The sequence below is a fragment of the Rhodoferax sp. GW822-FHT02D07 genome (assembly GCF_058802405.1).
Window position 1 is genome coordinate 678,695 of the sequence record NZ_JBXAOD010000001.1, and the last position, 21,774, is coordinate 700,468.

General features: G+C 64.7%; 16 protein-coding genes and 1 other RNA gene. 9 read left to right on the forward strand and 8 right to left on the reverse strand.

Annotated elements, in window-relative coordinates; genetic code table 11:
- Positions 1 to 11 precede the first annotated feature (11 nt).
- The 6 genes from pstC to phoR are packed head-to-tail and all read left to right on the forward strand — an operon-like array spanning position 12 to position 5,529.
- Positions 12 to 1,043, forward strand: a complete 1,032-nt coding sequence (gene pstC / locus AC1RNN_RS03250) for a phosphate ABC transporter permease PstC (RefSeq protein ID WP_493086020.1) — start codon at positions 12 to 14, stop codon at positions 1,041 to 1,043.
- Positions 1,040 to 1,900 (forward strand): phosphate ABC transporter permease PstA, encoded by an 861-nt coding sequence (pstA, locus tag AC1RNN_RS03255; RefSeq protein ID WP_493086019.1) that lies wholly within the window; start codon positions 1,040 to 1,042, stop codon positions 1,898 to 1,900. Before pstC ends, pstA begins: the two co-directional genes overlap by 4 nt.
- Positions 1,901 to 1,935: 35 nt before the next feature.
- Positions 1,936 to 2,715 carry a phosphate ABC transporter ATP-binding protein PstB gene (gene pstB, locus AC1RNN_RS03260; RefSeq protein ID WP_493086017.1) on the forward strand — a complete coding sequence of 260 codons (780 nt, stop codon included), beginning with the start codon at positions 1,936 to 1,938 and terminating at the stop codon, positions 2,713 to 2,715.
- A 17-nt stretch (positions 2,716 to 2,732) separates the two neighbouring features.
- The gene (gene phoU / locus AC1RNN_RS03265) at positions 2,733 to 3,434 is read left to right on the forward strand and encodes a phosphate signaling complex protein PhoU (protein ID WP_493086016.1); all 702 of its coding nucleotides are present in this window, start codon (positions 2,733 to 2,735) and stop codon (positions 3,432 to 3,434) included.
- Positions 3,431 to 4,153, forward strand: coding sequence for a phosphate regulon transcriptional regulator PhoB (gene phoB, locus AC1RNN_RS03270; RefSeq protein ID WP_493086014.1), 723 nt, complete (start codon positions 3,431 to 3,433; stop codon positions 4,151 to 4,153). Before phoU ends, phoB begins: the two co-directional genes overlap by 4 nt.
- Positions 4,154 to 4,170: 17 nt before the next feature.
- Positions 4,171 to 5,529, forward strand: a complete 1,359-nt coding sequence (phoR, locus tag AC1RNN_RS03275; RefSeq protein ID WP_493087069.1) for a phosphate regulon sensor histidine kinase PhoR — start codon at positions 4,171 to 4,173, stop codon at positions 5,527 to 5,529.
- Positions 5,530 to 5,542: 13 nt separating this feature from the next.
- Here phoR and AC1RNN_RS03280 read toward each other — a convergent pair whose 3' ends face one another.
- From AC1RNN_RS03280 to trxA, 4 genes are all read right to left on the reverse strand, one after another.
- Positions 5,543 to 7,228: a hypothetical protein gene (locus AC1RNN_RS03280; RefSeq protein ID WP_493086012.1), complete on the reverse strand. Its 1,686-nt coding sequence runs from the start codon at positions 7,226 to 7,228 to the stop codon at positions 5,543 to 5,545.
- An 86-nt stretch (positions 7,229 to 7,314) separates the two neighbouring features.
- A complete protein-coding gene (locus AC1RNN_RS03285) occupies positions 7,315 to 7,572 on the reverse strand; it encodes a type B 50S ribosomal protein L31 (RefSeq protein ID WP_066705893.1) in 258 nt (85 codons plus the stop codon).
- An 87-nt stretch (positions 7,573 to 7,659) separates the two neighbouring features.
- A complete protein-coding gene (gene rho / locus AC1RNN_RS03290) occupies positions 7,660 to 8,922 on the reverse strand; it encodes a transcription termination factor Rho (protein ID WP_493086009.1) in 1,263 nt (420 codons plus the stop codon).
- A gap of 265 nt (positions 8,923 to 9,187) precedes the next feature.
- Positions 9,188 to 9,520, reverse strand: a complete 333-nt coding sequence (gene trxA / locus AC1RNN_RS03295) for a thioredoxin TrxA (protein WP_493086008.1) — start codon at positions 9,518 to 9,520, stop codon at positions 9,188 to 9,190.
- A 158-nt stretch (positions 9,521 to 9,678) separates the two neighbouring features.
- Here trxA and AC1RNN_RS03300 point away from each other — a divergent pair, with 158 nt between their 5' ends.
- From AC1RNN_RS03300 to AC1RNN_RS03310, 3 genes are read left to right on the forward strand one after another with little or no spacing between them, the layout of a single operon-like run.
- Complete coding sequence (locus AC1RNN_RS03300) at positions 9,679 to 12,210, forward strand: PD-(D/E)XK nuclease family protein (protein ID WP_493086006.1); 2,532 nt, start codon at positions 9,679 to 9,681, stop codon at positions 12,208 to 12,210.
- Entirely contained in the window at positions 12,207 to 15,536 is a 3,330-nt protein-coding gene (locus tag AC1RNN_RS03305) for a UvrD-helicase domain-containing protein (protein WP_493086004.1), read from the forward strand. Before AC1RNN_RS03300 ends, AC1RNN_RS03305 begins: the two co-directional genes overlap by 4 nt.
- Positions 15,533 to 16,822 carry a TIGR03862 family flavoprotein gene (locus AC1RNN_RS03310; protein ID WP_493086002.1) on the forward strand — a complete coding sequence of 430 codons (1,290 nt, stop codon included), beginning with the start codon at positions 15,533 to 15,535 and terminating at the stop codon, positions 16,820 to 16,822. The genes AC1RNN_RS03305 and AC1RNN_RS03310 overlap by 4 nt, the downstream gene beginning before the upstream one ends.
- A 43-nt stretch (positions 16,823 to 16,865) precedes the next feature.
- Here AC1RNN_RS03310 and AC1RNN_RS03315 read toward each other — a convergent pair whose 3' ends face one another.
- The 4 genes from AC1RNN_RS03315 to AC1RNN_RS03330 all read right to left on the reverse strand — a co-directional run bounded on the left by AC1RNN_RS03315 (position 16,866) and on the right by AC1RNN_RS03330 (position 21,697).
- Positions 16,866 to 18,788 (reverse strand): sensor domain-containing diguanylate cyclase, encoded by a 1,923-nt coding sequence (locus AC1RNN_RS03315; protein WP_493086000.1) that lies wholly within the window; start codon positions 18,786 to 18,788, stop codon positions 16,866 to 16,868.
- A 38-nt stretch (positions 18,789 to 18,826) separates the two neighbouring features.
- Positions 18,827 to 18,922: signal recognition particle sRNA small type (ffs, locus tag AC1RNN_RS03320), an RNA gene on the reverse strand.
- 37 nt (positions 18,923 to 18,959) lie between these two features.
- Positions 18,960 to 20,690 (reverse strand): diguanylate cyclase domain-containing protein, encoded by a 1,731-nt coding sequence (locus tag AC1RNN_RS03325; protein ID WP_493085999.1) that lies wholly within the window; start codon positions 20,688 to 20,690, stop codon positions 18,960 to 18,962.
- Positions 20,687 to 21,697 carry an extracellular solute-binding protein gene (locus tag AC1RNN_RS03330; RefSeq protein ID WP_493085997.1) on the reverse strand — a complete coding sequence of 337 codons (1,011 nt, stop codon included), beginning with the start codon at positions 21,695 to 21,697 and terminating at the stop codon, positions 20,687 to 20,689. Before AC1RNN_RS03330 ends, AC1RNN_RS03325 begins: the two co-directional genes overlap by 4 nt.
- Positions 21,698 to 21,774 lie beyond the last annotated feature (77 nt).

The window sequence follows — 21,774 nt, forward strand, 5'->3', positions numbered from 1 at the left end:
AGAACACCCCCATGTCCTCTACACTCGTGCATGGGGATTCCCCGTCCAGCTTGTCTGCCACTACGCCTGCCCGTGCCATGACCCAACCGCCTCCCGTGAAACGTGCCCGCTCCGGCCCCTTGGCCGACCGTGTTTTTGGCTGGCTCGCCAAGGGCTCTGCCCTGTTGACGCTGGGGCTGTTGCTGGCCATCCTGGCATCGCTCACCATCAGTGCCTGGCCGGCCATCCATAAGTATGGGTTGTCCTTCCTGCTCAGCACCTCCTGGGACCCGGTCCAGGACGAGTACGGCGGCCTGGTCATGATCTACGGCACCTTGGCCACCTCCCTGATTGCCTTGTTGATTGCAGTGCCGGTGAGCTTCGGCATCGCCCTGTTCCTGACCGAACTGTCGCCCGCCTGGCTCAAGCGCCCGCTGGGCACCGCCATCGAACTGCTGGCTGCGGTGCCCTCCATCGTCTACGGCATGTGGGGTTTGCTGGTGTTCGGCCCGGTGCTGGCCACCTATGTGCAGCAGCCACTTCAAAGCCTGACCAACGGCATTCCCTACCTCGGTGCCTTCTTCTCCGGCCCTCCGGTCGGTATCGGCATCCTGTCGGCCGGCATCATCCTGGCCATCATGATCATTCCCTTCATCGCTTCGGTGATGCGGGACGTGTTTGAAGTCACGCCCCCCATGCTCAAGGAATCGGCCTATGGCTTGGGGGCAACCACCTGGGAAGTGGTGTCCAAGGTGGTACTGCCATACACCAAGACCGGTGTGATCGGCGGCATCATGCTCGGTCTGGGTCGTGCCATCGGCGAGACCATGGCCGTGACTTTCGTCATCGGCAACTTCAACCAGCTCGATTCGCTGAGTCTGTTTCAGGCCGCCAACAGCATCACCTCCGCCTTGGCCAACGAATTCGCCGAAGCCGGCGAAGGCCTGCACCAAGCTGCGTTGATGTACCTGGGGCTGGTGCTGTTCTTCATTACCTTCGTGATCCTGTCGCTCTCCAAACTCTTGCTGTCGCGTCTGCGCAAAGCTGAAGGAACCAAAACATGAGCGCCACCCTCGCACAAGTCCGCGCGGCACGCTTCGCCCAGCGCAAGCGCGTCAACTACATCGCCACGGGCCTTGCCCTGGGCGCCATGGCCTTCGGCCTGTTCTGGCTGTTCTGGATTCTGGTGGAGACCTTCCGCCTGGGCATCGGTGGCCTGAATCTGGCCACCCTGACCCAGATGACGCCGCCCCCCAATGAAGAGGGTGGTCTGGCCAACGCCATCTACGGCTCCTTCCTCATGGTGTTGCTGGCCACCTGCGTGGGTACCCCCATCGGTGTGATGGCCGGCATCTACCTGGCCGAGTACAACCCCCGGGGTTGGCTGGCTGCGGTGACCCGCTTCGTCAACGACATCCTGCTGTCGGCCCCGTCCATCGTGATTGGCCTGTTTGTCTACGCCGTGGTGGTATCGCGCTTCAAGTCCTTCTCGGGCTACGCCGGCATCATGGCCTTGTCGCTGATCGTGATTCCGGTGGTGATCCGCACCACGGAAAACATGCTGCAGCTGGTGCCTGCCGGCCTGCGTGAAGCGGCCTATGCCCTGGGTGCTCCCAAGTGGAAAGTGATCCTGAGCATCACCCTGAAGGCTGCCCGTGCCGGCGTCATCACGGGTGTGTTGCTGGCAGTGGCCCGCATTGCCGGTGAAACCGCCCCCCTGCTGTTCACGGCACTGAGCAACCAGTTCTGGACATCTAGCTTGAGCGAGCCCATGGCCAGCTTGCCGGTCACGATCTTCAAGTTCGCCATGAGTCCCTACGAAAACTGGCAGCAGCTGGCATGGGCCGGTGTCTTCCTGATCACCATCGCCGTGCTGGGCCTGAACATTCTTGCCCGGGTGCTGACCCGCAACAAATCCTGAGGCCGCTGAGGCCCGCATAGAACGGAAACCAAGCCATGTTGAATACGCCTGCTGCACCGACCAAGTCCAAGATCTCGGTCAAGGACCTGAACTTCTACTACGGTAAATTCCACGCCCTCAAGGGCATTAACCTGGAGATCCCCGAGAAGCGCGTGACTGCCTTCATCGGCCCCTCCGGCTGCGGCAAGTCCACTTTGCTGCGCATCTTCAACCGCATGTTCGAGCTTTATCCCGAGCAGCGCGCTGAAGGCCAGATTCTGCTGGACGGCGAGAACCTGCTGACCAGCAAGGAAGATGTGGCCCTGCTGCGCGCCAAGGTGGGCATGGTGTTCCAGAAGCCCACGCCGTTTCCCATGTCCATCTACGACAACATCGCCTTTGGCGTGAAGTTGTTCGAGAACCTCAACGCCACCGACATGGAAGAGCGTGTGGAGTGGGCGCTGCGCAAATCGGCCCTGTGGTCCGAAGTGAAGGACAAGTTGCACCAGAGCGGCTCCAGCCTCTCCGGTGGTCAGCAACAACGCCTGTGCATTGCACGCGGCATTGCCATCAAGCCCGAAGTGCTGCTGCTCGACGAGCCCTGCTCCGCGCTGGACCCCATTTCCACAGCCAAGGTGGAAGAGCTGATCGTGGAACTGAAGAACGACTACACCGTGGTCATCGTGACCCACAACATGCAGCAGGCTGCCCGCTGCAGCGACTACACGGCCTACATGTACCTGGGTGACTTGGTGGAGTTTGGCCCGACAGAGCAAATGTTCTTCAAGCCCACACGCAAAGAAACAGAAGACTACATTACCGGCCGTTTTGGCTAAAAGCCAGAGAGGAAAACATGTCCGATAAGCATCTATCCACCCAGTTCGATAGCGAACTGACCTCCGTGTCCACCCAAGTCATGGAGTTGGGCGGGCTGGTTGAATCCCAGATCCGCCAGGCCATTTACGCGCTGTCGCAGTTCAGCGTTGAGGTCGCCAACGAAGTGACGACCCGCGAGGCCCGCGTCAATGCCATGGAAATCGAGATCGACCGTGATCTGTCTTCCATCATCGCGCGCCGCCAGCCCACTGCACGCGATCTGCGCCTGCTGATCGCCATCTCCAAGACCACTGCCAACCTGGAACGTGTGGGTGATGAAGCCGAAAAGATCGCTCGCATGGTGCGCTCCATCATCGAAAGTGGGGCGCCGCGCGCCTTGCCTTCCCTGGAGCTGCGCGTTGCGGCTGATCTGGCGTCCGGCCTGCTGAACAAGGCGCTGGATGCATTTGCCCGCCTGGATGTGAATGCGGCCGTGGCCATCCTGAAAGAGGATGACCTGATCGACGCCGAATTCGACGGTTTCGTGCGCAAGCTGGTGACCTACATGATGGAAGACCCGCGCATGATTTCCCCCAGCCTGGACCTGCTGTTCCTGGCCAAGGCCATCGAGCGCATTGGCGACCATGCCAAGAACATCGCCGAGTTCATCATCTACGTGGTCAAGGGCGAAGATATCCGCCACTCCACCATGGAAAAAATTGAGTCCCTCGTCAAATGAGAAACATGCCTGCCGTGCTGGTGGTGGAGGATGAGTCGGCCATCGCTGAGCTGATCGCCGTCAACCTGCGGCACAACGGTTTTCGCCCGCGCTGGGCCATGGACAGCGAATCCGCCCAGCGAGAGATCGACGCGGCCGTGCCCGACCTCATCCTGCTGGACTGGATGCTGCCTGGCGAGAGCGGTCTCACGCTGGCCAAGCGCTGGCGCGCGGATGCCCGTACCAAAGACACGCCCATCATCATGCTCACTGCGCGCGGTGATGAGGCGGATCGTGTGGCCGGTCTGGATGCGGGTGCGGACGACTACATCGCCAAGCCCTTCTCGACCAAGGAGCTGCTCGCGCGCGTGCGCGCCGTGCTGCGCCGCCGCGCGCCCGAAGAAGTGGGCGAGGTGATCACGATTGCGGGTTTGAGCCTGGATCCTTCGACCCATCGGGTGAGCTTTGAGGGTGCGGCCCTGAAGCTGGGCCCCACGGAGTTCAAGCTCCTGCATTACCTCATGGGCCATGCCGAGCGCGTGCACAGCCGTGCGCAGCTGCTCGACAAGGTTTGGGGCGACCATGTCTACATTGAAGAGCGCACAGTCGATGTGCATGTGAAACGCCTGCGTGAGGCGTTGACCCTGGCCGGTCCCATGGTGGAAACCGTGCGTGGCGCTGGCTACCGCCTGACGGCCAAGCCCGCCGTGGCCTTGACCACCGACAAAGCCAGCGCGTGAACCAGGGCGGATCGGGCATGGTCTGGCGCCTGCTCTCTTTTGTGGCCTTGCAGGGCATTGGTGCTGCATTGGGCTGGTTTCTGCTGGAGCCAGCGCACCGCCTGCCGGGCGCCTTGATTGCTGCGATTGTTGCGGGTTATCTCTGGTTGCTGATGGATGCCGTGCGCGGCATACGCCTGCTGAACTGGCTGCGCCGTGGCGAACCGACCGAAATTGCCTTGGGCCAAGGTCTGTGGGGCGAGGCGGCAGATCGCATGCGGCGCTTGCTGCGCACCCGTGAACGCCAGGTGGTTGATGGCGAAGGCAAACTGCAGGACTTTCTGGCCGCGTTGCAGGCCTCGCCCAATGGGGTGGTGCTGCTTGATGTTCAGGGGCGTATCGAGTGGTTTAACCAGATGGCGGGGGTGCATTTCGGCTTTGATGCCCGGCGCGATCTGCTGCAACACTTTGGGAACTTGGTGCGTGACCCCGAGTTCGCCGCCTACTTTGCCGAACGCAATTTCAGCCATGATGTGGTGATGCCCGGGCGGGACAGTACCAGCGCCAAGCCGGTGCGCCTTTCGGTGCACCTGCATCCTTATGGCGAAGGGCGCAGCCTGCTCCTTTCGCGTGACATTACGGCCGTTGAACAGGCCGAGGCCATGCGGCGCGATTTTGTCGCCAATGTCTCGCATGAAATCCGTACCCCCTTGACGGTGCTGGCTGGCTTTGTGGAAACCCTGCAGGCGCTTCCCCTCAATGAGGAGGAGCGCCAGCGTTACCTGGGTTTGATGGCCCAACAGGCTCAGCGCATGCAGAGTCTGGTCAACGACCTGCTGACGCTTTCTCGCCTGGAAGGTAGTCCCTTGCCGTCGGCACACGACTGGGTGTCGCTGTGCGGCATTCTGCAGGCTTGCGAGTCGGAAGCGCGTGAGCTTTCCCGCTTGCTTTGGGGGCGCGGGCAGGACATTGAATTTGAAATGGACACGCCGGCCGAGTTGGCCGGCTCTCAGGCAGAGCTGCACAGTGCCATCTTCAATCTCGTTGGCAATGCGGTGCGCTACACCCCGGCGGACAAAAGCATACGGGTGCGCTGGCAGAGTCAGCCCCATGGCGGTGCCGTTCTCTCGGTGGAAGATACCGGCCCAGGCATTGCGCCAGAGCATCTGCCACGCCTGACCGAGCGCTTCTACCGTGTGGACCGCAGCCGTTCACGCGATACAGGCGGTACGGGTTTGGGGCTGGCCATCGTCAAGCATGTGGCCCAGCGCCACGGTGCCGAGCTGCGCGTGGAAAGCACGCCCGGCAAAGGCTCTGTGTTTTCGCTGGTGTTTTCCGCGAGTCGGGTGCGGAGCCTCTCGGAGCAGGCCTTCATGCTGGCCCACGCCGAGGCCTGAAGCAGATCGAAGCTCAGCGCCGGCGCAGCAGCCAGACGGCTTCTGTGCGGTCGACAGGATGGCGCACCAAGGTGTGGGGTGTCCACTGGGTGCTGTCTACTGCAGGGCGTACCTCCAGCGCTTCGCCGGCTTCGCTCAGCCGCCAGGCGCAAGTGCTGTTTGATGCACTGGAGACCAGGCGCAAGGGGCTGTACCACTGGAAGGCAGCGAGATGCACCGGTTGCAGGCTGCCGGTTTCCACACAGGCTTCTGAACCGACCAGAGGCGCAACCTGTTCTACCAGCGCACGATAGCTTTGCGCATAGTTGAGCAATGGCATCCACAGTGTCATGAGCAACAACCAGCACAGAGCGGCACCGCCGGCAGGCAGGACCAGGCTCTTCCAGATGGCAGCGCGGTGCCGGCCCACACGCCATTTCACCAACCAGGCCCATGCCAGCGTAGCCGCTAGCGCCGCTGCCAATGTCAGCAGCGAGAAGCTGGCCTGAAAGCCTGGTGCCAGGCGCGCCACATTGGCCGCAGGCTGGCTCGGTACGCCAGTTTGCATGGCGATCCACACCACCCAGATGGTGATGCCACAGCCTGAGAAGAACAGCAGTGTGAACCAGTCGATCAGTGCTGCCACGCGGCGTGTGAGCGTGGGCAGCGCAAAGGCCGCCAGTGCCGCCAGCGCAGGCAGGGCCAGCAGCAGCGTGCGATCGGGATCACTGCCCAATGGCGTGGCAACCACCGTAACCAAGGCATACCAAGCGGGCCAGACCAAATGCCGGTGAACCCGGCGGCTTAGCAATTGCCAGCGCCAGCGCCACAGTGTCCACAGTGCCAGTGGCCAGGCGGGCCAGATAAACCAGATCAGCAACTGTGCAAAACCGTCCACGGAACGCCAGGACAGCGGGGGGATTTCGATCTTCCACCGCCAGAGTTGCAAACCATACGCAGCCGCTGCAGCCAGGGCCGCATACCCTAGCAATATGGCCAAGGTGGTGAAACGTGGCGTTTCACCGTTCTCCCGGTCTAGCCCGTGGATGAGTGCGCCGCCGATCAGGTAAAGGGTGGCCAGCACCGGCGCGCCAGACAGGCTCAGGCCCAACACGCCCGCAGCGATGGCCAGATGCGGCCCCCATTGGTGGTAGGGCAGCGCTGCGATGCCGTAGAACAGCAACGCGCCGCAGGCCAGTTGTGTCAGTGCGGGTGTGGTTTCGTGGGAGAGCTGGGCCAAGCCCAGGCAGGCGATAAACGCCAGCACGCCGCCGTCGGCCATGGCGCGCGCGTAATCGGTGGGCTGGGCCTCGCCGCCAAAGGCAAAGGCCACGGGTTGGGCGGCCGGGTTGCGTGCGAGGTAGTAGGTGCCATACCAGCTCGCCAGCAGGGCCAGACCCAGTAGCAAGCCGAACGGGATACGCACTACGAAGTCAGCCGGCCAGCCGGCAGGTGCCCATTGCAACGCCCAGGCGCCCAGCCAGTAAGGCAACACAGCGGGCATTTCGGGCGACCAGCCCAGCAGCGTAGGCGCCCACCAGGACGACTCGCCGCGTGCCAGCGCACCCATAAAGCCCAGGGCGGTCACATCGGCGCTGCGCCAGGCATCGCGCCCTATGAATCCGGCACACACATAGCTAAGGCACAACAGCAGCAAGGCCCAGCGGGGCAGACGGCGTACGGCGGATTGGGCGACGATGGCGGGATTGGGGTGTTTCACGGGTGGGCGGTGCAGGTGAAAAAAAAGGCAGCCCGGAGGTCCGGCTGCCTTTTTGCAGAGAATTCAGGCGCTGGCCTGATTCCACATTACTTGGCGGCAGTCTTGCCGAAGCGGTTGCGGAACTTCTCGACGCGACCACCCATGTTGTCCACGGACTTTTGGGTTCCCGTGTAGAAGGGGTGGGATTCGCTGGTGGTATCCAGCTTGAAGAGCGGCAGTTCGCGGCCGTCTTCCATCTTGATCATTTCCTTGGTGTTGGCGCAGGAACGTGTCACGAACTTGAAGCCGTTGGACATGTCCTGGAAGCACACTTCGCGGTAGTTGGGGTGAATGCCTTCTTTCATCGTTCTTCCTCAATGTGCGGGAGCCGGCTCAGCCAATCTGAACTACTTTCCGCAGAAAACCGTAGATTATACAAATAAATCAATGACTTAACCACCACGGCGCATCATGTCGAAGAACTCGCTGTTGTTCTTCGTCGCCTTCATCTGCTTGAGCACCATTTCCATGGCCTCGATTTCGTCCATGTTGTAGAGGAACTGGCGCAGGATGCGGGTCTTCTGCAGCACTTCGGGGCTGAGCAGCAGCTCCTCGCGGCGGGTGCCGGAGCGGTTGAGCTGGATGGAGGGGAACACGCGCTTCTCGTAGAGACGGCGGTCCAGGTGGATTTCGGAGTTGCCGGTGCCCTTGAATTCTTCAAAGATCACTTCGTCCATGCGGCTGCCGGTATCGACCAGGGCGGTGGCGATGATGGTCAGCGAGCCGCCTTCTTCCACATTGCGGGCTGCACCCAGGAAACGCTTGGGACGTTGCAGCGCGTTGGAGTCCACACCGCCGGTCAGGACCTTGCCGGAGGAAGGGACCACGTTGTTGTAGGCGCGGGCCAGGCGGGTGATGGAGTCCAGCAGGATCACCACGTCCTTCTTGAGTTCGACCAGGCGCTTGGCGCGTTCGATCACCATTTCAGCCACGTGGACGTGGCGGGCAGCGGGCTCGTCGAAGGTGGAGGCGATCACCTCAGCCTTCACGGTGCGCTGCATTTCGGTCACTTCTTCGGGGCGCTCGTCGACCAGCAGCACCATCATGTGGCTGTTGGGGTAGTTGGCGCTGATGGCGTGTGCGATGTGCTGCATCATCATGGTCTTGCCGCTCTTGGGCGGGGCCACGAGCAGGGCGCGCTGGCCTTTGCCGATGGGAGCGATCAGGTCGATGATGCGACTGGTGATGTTTTCTTCGCTCTTGATGTCCCGTTCCAGGCGCATCTGCTCCTTGGGGAACAGGGGCGTCAGGTTTTCAAACATCACCTTGTGCTTGTTGCCTTCGGGTGGGCCTTCGTTGACCTTGTCGAGCTTGTTCAGCGCGAAGTAGCGTTCGCCGTCCTTGGGCGTACGCACTTCGCCTTCAATCATGTCGCCGGTGTGCAGGTTGAAGCGGCGCACCTGGCTGGGGCTGATGTAGATGTCGTCGGTGCTGGCCGTATAGCTGGTGTCAGGGCTGCGCAGGAAGCCGAAACCGTCGGGCAGGATTTCCAGCACGCCGTCGGCAATGATCTGCTCACCGGCCCGGGCTCGCTTCTTGATGATGGCGAACATCAGCTCCTGCTTGCGCATGCGGCCTGTGTTTTCAATCTCGAGTTCTTCGGCTTGCTTGAGGACTTCAGACACGTGCAGTGCCTTGAGTTCGTTTAAGTGCATGGAGTGGGTCCCGGTAAGGGCGTTAACCGATCTTCGGCGAATTACAAAATCTGGGGGAGGGGAGAGGCAAAACTGGGTAGGCGCCTCTGCGTTCTGTGCCGGGAATCGGCGCCTGCCTTGGGTTGGGCAGGTGAACGGAAATGATTATGACAGGAAAATACGGCTGTGCTGAATTTTGCGTTGCCGCTCTGCCGTTGAGCGGGGCGCTGGTGTCGGTAGCTGCACAAACCGCCCCGGTTTACGGGACGATTTGTGCGAACCAGGCTCAGGCCAGTTGTTGGTCAATAAATGCGGTCAGTTGTGCCTTGCTCAGGGCGCCGACCTTGGTGGCAGCCAGTTGGCCGCCCTTGAACAGCATCAGGGTGGGGATGCCGCGGATGCCGAACTTGGCGGGGATGTCGCGGTTTTCGTCCACATTCATCTTGGCGATTTGCAGCTTGCCTTCGTAGGCGGCCGACACTTCGTCCAGGATGGGGGCGATCATCTTGCAAGGACCGCACCACTCAGCCCAGTAGTCCACCAGAATGGGTTGTGCCGCGCCGAGCACATCGGCTTCGAAAGTGGCATCGGTGACGTGTTTGATGAGCTCGCTGGCCATGGTGTTTCCTTTTGGGGTGTTGCTATAAGAGCTAAAGTTGCGGCATTGTGACAGAAACCAAGTCCCACCCCGATGCCGTAAAACCTATAGCCAGCATAGCCAAAAGCGATGGCACTGCGGGGCTCAGGGCCTTCAATTATGCGGACTCTCACCCCGCCATGGCTCTCTGGGTAGATCCGGTATCCGGGCTCTTGCCGCGCCTGTTTGCTGCGCTGCAGGTGCGTCGGGCCCATCCTGCGCGTACCTTGGTGCTTCTGCCTTATGCGCAGTTGCTGCCTTTGGCCAATCGCCTCTGGGCGCGCCTGTACCACGACGGCTTTGCGCCCCGTTTTGAAACGACCCTGAATTGGGTGAGCGCCACCGGCCAGCGCCGCCAAGACGCGCAGGACATCAGCATGGACCCGGCCGTGGACACGCTCAGTGCCCAGGCCCTGCTGGCCGCCAGCGGTGCCCAGGACCCGGATGCGCTAGCGCCCTTGTTGGTGCAGGCGGCCTACCAACTGGCGCCCTTGGCCGCTGCGGTAGAACCCGCGCAACGGACCGCCTGGGCCCGCAGCGCACGGTTGCACGCAGGCTTGGGCATGGACAGCCAGGCGTTGGCTTGGGAGGCTCGGGTGGCGCGCCTGGCGGTGGAGTGGGCGGCCGTGTCGTCTTATGCCAGTGACGCCTTGTTTGATGCACGCTGGCCGCAGGCGCTCGATTGCCTGGTGCTGGTTCAGGGGGCGAACCAGGACCCGCTGCCTGCAGGGCTGGAATCCCTCTGGAGTGACAAGCTGCTGTGCCTGCCGCTGACGGATGCACAGGATGCGCCTGTACCGGCTGAGGCACTGGCCCTGCACGCTTGCGAAGACGCCGAGGACGAGGCCCAGCGGACGACGGCTTGCCTGTTGCAGCACATCGCGGCCGACCGTTACCCGGTAGCGCTGGTCAGTGCTGACCGTGCCCTGACCCGGCGTGTGCGCGCCTTGTTGGACAACGCCGGCGTTGCAGTGCGAGACGAAAACGGCTGGAAACTCTCAACCAGCCATGCCGCTGCCGGCGTGATGGCGCTGTTGCGCGCCGCCACCTGGAATGCCAGCAGCGACGCCGTGCTGGCCTGCCTGAAGCTGGCCCCTGCCAGTGCTGCTGTCCGCGACGCACTGGAGGCCGCGGTGCGCCGGGACCAGGTGCGTGACTGGCGTGATGTGGCCCGCAGCCCTGCGGTGCTCAAACATGCCGAGGCTCTGGCCCTGTGTGCCGAGGTGGAGCAGTGGCGCAGCGCCTTGACCGGGCGCAAGCCCCTGGCTGGCTGGCTGGCGGCCTTGCAACAGACCTTGCAGCGTACCGGGCAGTGGGCCGATTTGCAGGAGGACCCTGCAGGCGGCAAATTGCTGACGGTGTTGCGGCTCACCCCAGCAGATTCAACGCAGTGGGCCCAATGGCTGGAGCAGGCCTTGTGGGCCGGGCAGCGCCTGGATTTGGCCGAGTTCACGCGCTGGGTCAACCAGGCGCTGGAGGGCGCGAGTTTCCAGCCCGCTTATCCGGAGCAGGAGCAGGTGGTGATCCTGCCGCTGAGCCAGATGCTGGGCCGCCCGTTTGCTGCCGTCGTGATGGCGGGGTGTGACGAGGTGCGCCTAAGCCCGTCCCCCGAACCGCCGGGCGGCTGGACACCCGCGCAGCGTGCGGCACTGGGTTTGCCGGCGCGTGAAGCATTGGAATCCCAGTTGCGCCTCGTCTGGCAGCACGCGCTGGCCAGCCCGGCCTGTGATGTGCTCTGGCGCAGCAGTGACGATACGGGTGAATCCTTGCAAGCCAGTGCGCTGGTGCAGCAGCTGCGTCTCACGCGGCCGGACTTGGCTGCGGACCCGCGGCCCGTGCGCGTGGTGCAAGCCGCGCCCGGTCTGCCGCCCCAGCCGGCGGCACCAGCGCTGACGGTGAAGACTCTGTCGGCCAGCGCCTATGAAGACCTGCGCCATTGCCCCTACCGCTTTTTCGCCCAGCGCATGTTGGGCCTGCGTGGGGCTGACGAACTGGATGCCGATGTGGACAAGCGCGACTTCGGCCTGTGGTTGCATGCAGTGCTGCAGCAGTTCCACGCGACATTGGCGCAGCAGCCCCTTGCCGAACTGGCGCCCCGCCGTGCCTTGCTGGACCAGATCGCGCAGGACGTGACCGAGGGCATGGCGCTGCCCAAAGGCGAGTTCCTGCCCTTTGCGGCGGCCTGGCCGGCGGTGCGCGATGGGTATCTGGACTGGCTGACGGACCATGAGGCGCAAGGCGCCGTGTTTGCGACGGGCGAAAGTCCGCAGCGCCAGCCCTTGGGCGACGTGACCCTGGTGGGGCGGCTGGATCGCACCGACCGCCTGCCCGACGGCACGGTGATGTTGTTGGACTACAAGACCGAGCCCCTCGGCAAGACGCGGGACCGTGTGCGCGACCCGCTGGATGACACGCAGATGGCTTTCTACGCCGCCCTGCTGCCCGAGGACACGCTGCGTGCTGCCTATGTGAATGTGGGGGAGCGCGACGGCACCGTGCCGGTGGAGCAGACCGAGGTGGTGTGGGCGCGCGACGCCCTGCTGGAAGGGCTGCAGGCCGACCTGCAGCACATCGCCGCCGGAGCCGCCATGCCCGCATTGGGCGAGGGGGCGGTGTGCGACTTTTGCCAGGTGCGTGGCCTGTGCCGCAAAGACTTTTGGGAGGCTGCATGAGCACCAACGTGCAAGCCGCCTACGAGCACAACGGCCGCCATGTGGAGGCCCAGCGCTTCTACGAGATTGCCTGCGACCCGCGCCGCAGCGTGGCGGTGGAAGCCTGTGCCGGTGCGGGCAAGACATGGATGCTGGTCTCGCGCATGCTGCGCGCGCTGCTGGAGGGCGCGCGGCCGCACGAGATTCTGGCCATCACCTTCACCAAGAAGGCCGCCGGCGAGATGCGCCAGCGCCTGCAGGAATGGCTGGAAGACTTTGCCCACCAGGACGATGCGGTATTGCAACAGGAGCTGCGCCTGCGCGGCGTGAGCCAGGAGGTGGATGCCGCCCAGCTGCAAACCCTGCGTGGGCTGCATGCCCAGTTGCTGGCGGGTGGCCGACCGGTGCAGATTCGCACCTTCCACAGCTGGTTTGCCGCGCTGCTGGGCAGTGCGCCGCTGGGCGTGCTGCACAGCCTGGGCCTGCCCACGCAGTACGAGCTGCTGGAAAACGATGCCATGGCGATCGCCCAGGTCTGGCGCCGCTTCCAGACCCGCGTGGCGCAGGACGCCACGGCGCTGGTGGACTACCGCGATGCGGTGCGCCTCTATGGCCGCCACCAGACCCACAAGGCGCTGGAGGCTGCGCTCAACAAGCGCACAGAGTTCGATCTGGCCGATGCACAGGGAGTGGTTGATGCCTCGGTGCAGCACTTCACCACACAGTTTCCCGCCTTTGCCGGCTTAGCGCAGCCGGCTGACCGGCTGGCGCAGGACAGCGTGCAGACCCTGCTGTGGGACAGCGCCAAGGCGCTGGGCCAATGCAGCGGCAAGACCTGCCAGACCGCAGCCAGCACGCTGGAGCGCGCGCTGACGGCGGGCGATTCTGCAGGCGTGGTGGACGCGTTGTTTACCAAGGCTGGTGGTGCGCGCAAGCTGACCGACAAGCTGGTGGACTTGAGTAGCGTGCAGGCCGCGCAAGCGCTGCTGCAGGAAGTGCAACAGGCCCAATTGCAACACCAGGCCTGGGAGCACCAGCAGCGCATGGCCCGCCTGGCGCGTGGCCTGCTGCAGGACTATGCCGCCCTCAAGCGCGAGCGCGGCTGGCTGGACATGGGCGATCTGGAGCGGACGGCGCTGGTGTTGCTGTCAGACGGCGAGCTCAGCGGCTGGGTGCAGGAGCGGCTGGACGCACGCGTGCGCCATTTGCTGATCGACGAATTTCAGGACACCAACCCGCTGCAGTGGCAGGCACTGCACAGCTGGCTTTCCGGCTACACGGGCGCTGGCAACGCGCCCAGCGTGTTCATCGTGGGCGATCCCAAGCAGAGCATTTACCGCTTCCGCCGCGCCGAGCCGCAGGTGTTCCGCGCGGCCAAGGCCTTTGTGGCCGAAGGGCTGGGGGGTGACCTGCTGAGCTGCGACCACACGCGGCGCAACGCGCCCGACGTCATTGCCGTGGTCAACCAGACCATGGGGCGGGCCCAGGAGGAGGGTGCCTACCAGGACTTTCGCGCCCACAGCACGGCGTCGGAGGCGGCCGGCCAGGTGCTGCGCCTGCCGCGCATCGAGCGCGAGGCCAAGCCGGAAAAGGATGCGCCGGTGCCCGAAGCCGTGTGGCGCGATTCGCTGACCCAGCCGCGCGTGGAGGCGGAAGACACCCGCAAGACGCTGGAGTGCCGCCAGGCCGCCCAGTGGCTTGCCGGCTGGATGGCGCAGAGCGCCTGCAGCCCCAAGGACATCATGGTGCTGGCGCGCAAGCGCGAGCGCCTGGCGCTGATGGAGCAGGAGCTGTCTGCCCTGGGCGTGCCCACCCAACAGCCCGAGAAGGCCGAGTTGGGCGACTTTGCCGAGGTGCAGGACATCGTGGCCCTGCTCGATGTGCTGGTCTCGCCGCGCCACGACCTGGCGCTGGCGCGCGTGCTCAAGTCGCCGCTGTTTGGCGCAGGTGATGACGATTTGGTGGCCCTGGTGCTGCGCCAGCGCGCGCTGCAGGCGGTGGACAATGAAGAAGCCCCGCATGCCAGTTGGTGGCACACATTGCAAAGCACGGATCAGGGCGCCTTGCCGCCCGTGCTGGCGCAGGCCGCGCCCACGCTCCTGCGCTGGCAGCAGTGGGTGGCCCAGCTGCCGCCACACGATGCGCTGAGCGCCATTTACGACGATGGCGATGTGCTGGCCCTCTATGCCGCCGCCGCACCCGTGGTGCAGCGCAGCCGCGTGCTGGCCAATGTGCGCGCCTTGCTCAATGCTGCGTTGCAGGTGGATGGCGGGCGCTACACCTCCGCGTATGGCCTGGTGCGTGCCTTGCGCGCGGGTGGTCTGCCTGCGCCGGTGCGCGCGCAGGCCGACGCGGTGCGCCTGCTCACCGTGCACGGGGCCAAGGGGCTGGAGGCGCCGCTGGTGCTGATGCTGGACACCGACGGCGAAGCCGCCCGCACAGAGACCATGGGCGTGCTGGTGGATTGGCCGGGCGAGGAGGCGCATCCGCTGCGCTTTGTGTTCCTGGCCAGCGAGTCGCGCCCGCCCGCCTGCGTGGCCGATGCGCTGGCCCGCGAGCAGACCGAGCGTTCGCGCGAGGAGCTCAACGCCCTGTACGTGGCGCTCACCCGTGCGCGGCAGACGCTGGTGTTCTCCAGTCTGGCCCCACACCGCGAAAACCCCGGCAGCTGGTGGCGCCGCCTGGAAGCGCAGGCACAGGACGCCCCGGCGCTGGCACCTGCCGCACCGGTGGCCGCAGTCGTGGACCCGGATTCCGGCGCCTGCGAACTGAAAATATTGCAAAAACTGCCTCTGACCCCCGTCAATAGTGCGCAAGCAGCTCCTGAAACCATAGCATCCACGTTGCCCGCCGCAGCCCCGGCGGCGCAGGACAGCCTGGACTCCCGGTTGGGCCAGGCCCTGCACCGTTTGCTGGAATGGGTGCCCGGCGCGCCCGGTGGCTATGCCGCCCAGCCCTACACTTGGGCCCCCGCCGCATTGCAGCGGGTGGCGCAGGAGTTTGAGCTGGACGCCGCGCAGGCCCAGACCGCCGCCCACTGGGCCCAGGCCATGCTGCAAGGCGAGGGCGCCTGGGCCTGGGACAACACGGCGCTGGCCTGGCAGGCCAACGAAGTACCCATCACCCAGCGCGGCCGCGCATTGCGCATGGACCGCCTGGTGCAGCAGCAGGGCGGCGCCTGGTGGGTGCTGGACTACAAATCGAGCGCACAACCGCAGCGGGATGCCGCCTTGTGCGCCCAACTGCGCGGCTACCGCGAGGCGGTGGCCCTGGCCAACCCCGGGCAGGCTGTGCGCGCCGCCTTTTTAACGCCGCAAGGCCAACTGATTGAATTGACGACTGAATGAGCACAGAGATTTCCCCGAACCCCAGCGCCGCCTTGGTGCGCGTGGTGGATGTGGCCGTGGTGGGCGGTGGCCCGGCCGGGCTGATGGCGGCCCAGGTGCTGGCCGATGCCGGCGTGGCCGTGCAGCTGTTTGACGCCATGCCCAGCGTGGGGCGCAAGTTTCTGCTGGCGGGCAAGGGCGGGCTCAACCTTACCCATTCGGAAGAGGTCGACCGCTTTGCCGGGCGCTACGGCGCGCGCCGCAGTGCCATTGAGGCGTTGCTAAAGGGGCTGGACGCCACGGCCCTGCGTGCCTGGGCCCAGAGCCTCGGCATTGAGACCTTTGTGGGTTCTTCGGGCCGTGTGTTTCCCAAGGACATGAAGGCTGCGCCGCTCTTGCGCGCCTGGCTGCAGCGCCTGCGCGGTGCGAGTGTGCAGTTTCACATGCGCCACCGCTGGACGGGCTGGGGCACGCCAGCGGCAGACGGCGCAGGCCAGGTGCTGTGTTTTGACACCCCGGGCGGCCCGCTGCAGGTGCAGGCCCGCGCCGTGGTGCTGGCGCTGGGCGGTGGCAGCTGGGCGCGCTTGGGCTCCAACGGAGCCTGGGTGCCCTTGCTGGCCGAGCGCGGTGTGGCGGTAGCCCCCTTGTTGCCAGCAAACTGCGGCTTCGATGTGCAGGGCGGCTGGAGTCCGTTCTTTGCCGACAAGTTTGCCGGCCAGCCCTTCAAGTCGGTAGCCATTGCCGTCACCACGGCGCAGGGCCAGAGCTTTGCGCGCAAGGGCGAATTCGTGGCCACGGCCACGGGCGTGGAGGGCAGCCTGATCTATGCGGCGTCCAGCCTGCTGCGCGACGAAATCATCCGCACGGGCGAGGCCACGTTCACCCTGGATTTGCTGCCCGACGTGCCGGCCGAGAAGGTGTTGGCGGAGGTCAGCCATCCGCGCGGCAGCCGTTCCCTCTCCAGCCACCTCAAGAGCCGCCTGCACCTGGAGGGCATCAAGTCCGCCATCCTGCATGAGCGGCTGGGCAAGGAAGCCTTCAACGACCCTGCCCAACTGGCCGCGGCCATCAAGGCGCTGCCCATCACGCTGCAGGCGGCGCGCCCCCTGGACGAGGCCATCAGCACGGCCGGTGGCGTGCTGTTCGAGGTACTCACGTCACAGCTGATGTTGGAGCAATTGCCCGGCGTGTTCTGCGCGGGCGAGATGCTGGATTGGGAGGCGCCTACGGGCGGTTACCTGCTGCAGGCCTGCTTTGCCAGCGGCGCGGCAGCCGGGCAGGGTGTTTTGGGTCATTTGCGGGGCTAGCCCCCGTGGAATTTGCGCAAGCAGCTACGCTATTGATAGCGGATCAGGCATCCTGCTGGCTGCCAATCCGGGGTGCGGCAGCGCGCACGCAGTTGCGGCCGTGGTGCTTGGCCTCGTAGAGGGCCTTGTCGGCGTCGGCCACCAGGGCTTCGGGCGTGCTTTGGCTGGCCGGGATGGCACTGGCCACGCCAAAGCTGGCGGTGATGCGCAGGGTGCGGCCCTCGATGGGCACTTCCAGCGTGGCAATCTCGGCGCGCAGCTCTTCGGCCACGTCCAGTGCGTCGCCCAGCGTGCTGTTGATGAGCAGCACCACAAACTCTTCACCACCATAGCGGGCCAGCACGTCGCCCGCGCGCAGTACCTTGCTGCGAAGGTATTCCGCCAGGTAGCGCAGGCAGGCGTCGCCAGCGGGATGGCCCCAGCTGTCGTTGATGGACTTGAAATGGTCGATGTCAAAGAGCAGCAGGGCCAGCGGCTGGCGCTGGCGGCTGGCGCGCTTGTGTTCGCTGAGCAGGGCCTGGTCGAAATAGGCGCGGTTGCCCACCTGCGTCAGGGCGTCCGTGTTGGAGAGGCGCTGCAGCTCGGCGTTGACGGTCTGCAGCTCCTCCAGTGCCTCGTTGAGCTCATTGGTACGGGCCTGTACGCGGCTTTCCAGCTCGCGGTTGGCCTGGGCGGTGGAGTCGATCAGGGCTTTTTGTGAGGCGCGGGCCTTTTGTGCGTGCGCCAGGGCCACGGCTTGGGCGTTGATGCGCAGGCTGCGGTCGGTGTTGATGCGGTCGGCCAGCGTGAAGGACAGCAGCACCACCAGCATCAGCACGCCGATTTGCGAGGCGTTGTCGGTCCAGAAGTTGGAGGGCAGCAGGCCGAACTTGCCGATGGTGAGCACGCTCACCCCCACAAACACCGAAGTCCAGGACAGGCAGTAAAAGCGCGCAAAGCGGGCCCCAGCCCACCAGCGCCAGTAGCCGCAGACCAGCGCCGCCACGGAGACCAGCAGGATCATGGCCGAGTTGACCCGGATGATGTGGTGGTAGGGCAGCACAAAGCTGCCGACCAGCAGTAGGGTGCTGAAGGCGGCCAGGCCCAGCATGGCCCAGTGCGCCGTGCGCGAGAAGCGGCGCAGCTTGAGGAAGTTGTCGGCAAACAGGCAGGCCGCCACGCAGGCCGAGGCAATGAACACCGGCACCGCAATGCTGTTCCAGCGGATCTCGTTGGGCCAGAGATAGGCGAAGGTGTAGCCCCACAGCGTGCTCCAGAACATCAGATAGCTGGCCACAAAGGCGATGTAGTAGAGGTAATTGATGTCGCGCGTGGAGAGGTAGACGAAGAGGTTGTAGATGATCATCACCACCAGCATGCCCAGCACGGCGCCGGCCAGCAGGTGCTCCTGCGCGGCGGCCACGTAGAAGGCCGCCGGCTCCCACAGGCGCAGCGGGGCCTCGATGGTGCCGCTGGAGGCCATGCGCAGGTAAATGTGGTGCACGCCGGGCGCCAGCGTCAGCGGCATCACCAGGTTCTGGTGCTGGACCACGCGCTGGGCGAAGGGCTGTTCGTCCCCCAGCGCATATTTGGTGACGACCTCGCCTTCGTAGAGGTGGAAGAGGCGCACGTCGTCAATGAAGGCGCGTGGCAGCTCCAGGAGGCGCTGCATGGGTTTGCCGGTACGGTTGTCCAGCGCAAAGCGGAACCAGTAGGCCTTGTCGGTGAAACCGAAGTTGGGGGTGGTGCGGTCCATGTCCGCCCAGGGCGGGTGCGAAGTGCTGACAGATTCCAGCGTCATGGAGCGCGTGGCGTCTTCCAGGTAAGCCAGATGCGCGCCCAGCTCCAGCCGCGTGGGGCTGCGGTCTGTCAGTTCGAGCAGGGGGAAATGGGGGGGATGTTCCTCAGGCGCAGCCCACGCGGACAGGGCTGCCCCACATGCCAGCAGCACTGCACCAACCCAACGGGAACATGCGTTGAGAGCCATTCCCGAATTCCTCAGGGTGAGCTAGCAATGAAATGGGGGTTGACGAGCCTCGCCCCGGCACTGACTCCACAGTTAGGGCTGCTTGGTTCCCCACCTGACCCGGTTGGCCGCTTCACCATGCGGGAAGGCCCGTCAGCCTGCATTGTACCCAAAGCGGTGGGCCTTTCGGGTTCACAGCAGGTTGGGCTGTGTGTTGGTGTCGGAGGTGAAGCGGTAGCCGTTGCGGCCGCCCGCCTTGGTGCGGTACATGGCGCGGTCCGCATTGTTGATCACCTCCTCGGCCGTGGCGCCATCATCGGGGAACTGGCTGATACCGATGCTGAACTCCACGAACAGGGGGTTGCCCTCGAAGTCCATCGGAGCTTTCAGCGCGGCCAGCAGCTTCTCGGTAAAGGCGCTGATCAGGTTGCGTTCGGAAAAGTTGTCCAGCATCACCACAAACTCGTCACCGCCCAGGCGGGCCACTGTGTCCACCTTGCGCGTGTGGCTCGCCAGGCGCTGCGCCACGGTCTTGAGAACGGCGTCGCCCGCGGCGTGGCCCAGGGTGTCGTTGAAGTTCTTGAAGTTGTCCACGTCGATGAAGAGCAGGGCAAAGCCTTCTTCGGTGCGCTGCGAGCGGGCTATGGCTTGGGCCAGCCGGTCCATGAACATGCGGCGGTTGGGCAGCTCGGTCAGCATGTCGTGCTGGGCCAGATGCTCCAACTCTTCGCGGCTGTCGTGCAGGTCTTCCATCTGCCGGCGGATCTGGCCCTGCATGCGGGCAAAGCTGCGCGCCAGGGTACCGATCTCGTCACTGCGCTCTACAGGCAAAGGCATGGGCTGGTTGTCGTTGGAGAAGCGGTGTACCGCGGCAATCATGCTGTTGATGGGGCGGGTCAGGGCGCGGGCCAGCAGCACCGCGAGCAGCCCGCAGACCAGGCTCACCAGCACCACGATCTGCACCACGGTCTGCCCGAGCTGGTCGGTCTGCTTGAGCACATCGTCCAGCGGCCGCGCCAGCCCGAGGATGAGGCGGTTCTCCTCGCTGCTGACCAGCACACTTCGACCCACAAAGGCGGCAAGTTGCGGTGCGTAGGCGTGGATGCCTTCGTCGGCCTGCAGCACCACGTTGTCGGTCTGGCGCTCAACCAGGCCAGCCGTTTGCGGGAACTCCTCCTGCACCAGCACCCGGCGGCCTTTGTCGAAGCCAAAGGTCTTGCTGCTGTCGGGGTGGATCAGGTAGTCCCCCTCGTGGTTGGCCAGATAGAGGGAAAACTTCTCTGGTAGATCGGCCGAGAGCAGGGCGAACATGCCGTCCAGGTCCAGGTTGATGACCAGCACGCCCAGGGGCGCGCCTTTGGGGTCGCTGACCGGCGTGGCCAGTTGCAGGGTGGGGCGCTCCTGGCCAGAGTGGGAGCCGTGCTCGTGGTTGATGACGATGGGGGAGAGATAGGTCTCGCCAAACGCGAGTTTCAGGGTCTCGGACACATAGGCAAAGTGGCCTTTTTCCTGCAGGTCGTCGCCAGTCACCTCCTGTAGTGTGCCGCTGTCGCGGTCCACGCGCACACGCTCCAGGCCATGGTCCTGGGCGCCGATGAGCCGGACCTGCAGGTAGGCCGGGTTGGCATCCATCAGCACCTTGAACAGCACGGCCATCTGCGCCTGGTCGCTGGCGGACTTGCCCTGGGCGGCGGCCTGCGCGGCCGGGTGGGTGGCCAGCACCATGAGGTTACGCGAGACCTCCTGGCGCGTCAGCGCAATGCGGCGGGCCAGCACCTGGGTGGAGATCAGCAGCTCGTTTTGCGAGGATTGCACCAGCAGGTTGCGGCTGACGTGGTAGGCATAAAAGCCGGTGAACCCGGCCACCAGCAGGCCTACCAGGGCGAGCACCAGTGTCAGGCGGGCGCTGATGCCGAACTTCACGGGGTGAGCACCTTGCTGGCGCGGTCGCCGGAGAGAATGCGGCTCCACAACAGGTTGCGGCGGTCCACGTTTTCCACCGGCTCCAGCCAGATCAGCTTGTCCTCGGGGCCCAGGTAGGGCGAGGGCGTGGTGGTGTTGGCCAGGCCCTGGCGGTTGAGCAGTACCTTGCCGGGCTCATCTTCCAGGGTGTAATTGATCCAGGCCAGCGCCAGTGCCATGTCCTTGGCGCCGCGGGTGATGACCCAGCAGTCCAGCCAGGCCAACGCACCTTCCTGCGGGATGGCGTAGCCCACGTCGAGTCCGGCGGCCTGCAGTTGCTTGAACTGTTGGGAGCCGTAGTTGGCAAACAGCAGTGCGGCCTTGCGGCTCTGGAACCAGTGCACCGAGTCGTCCAACTGGGTATAGAAGCCCATGGCATTGCGCCGCAGGGCGATGAGCTCCTGTACGGCGCCTTCCCAATGCTGGGCCTGCAGCGCAAACGGCGGCCGGCCCAGGGACTGCGCGGCCAGTGCAAAGTTGTGCGAACCGCCGTTGTAGAGCATCACTTTGCCCTGGTACTTTGGATCCCACAGCGCCTTGATGGAGTCGGGAGGCGTCTTGACCTGCTTGCGGTCGTAGATCAGGCCCATCTCGGAATAGGTGTAGGGGATGGCGTAGGCCTTGCCACCATGCACGAGGCCAGGAATACGCTCGCGCGCCTGGAAGCGTGGCAACTGCTGCCGCGTGTTGGGCACGGCAGTGATGTCGATCGGCACGACGAGGGATTTCTTGATGTAACGCTGCAGCTCGGCCGTATTGACGGCGAAGACATCGAAGTCGGCACCGCCAGTGCGGGCGATGCGTGCCCAAAGGGCCTCGTCGGTGTCGATGTAGCTGACTTCGACCTTGGCGCCGGTGCGCCGTTCGAAGGCCTGGACGACGTCGGGGTCTGCATAGCCGGACCAGGCCAGGATGCGCAGGGTTCCAGCCGCCTGTGCTGCCGTAGCCCCCAGGCTGAGGGCCAGCACACAAGCCAACCATGAAAAGCGGCGTCTCGACAAAGTGGACACGGTCGTGGGTGTGTGGTCTCTTCGGGCTTCCAGTC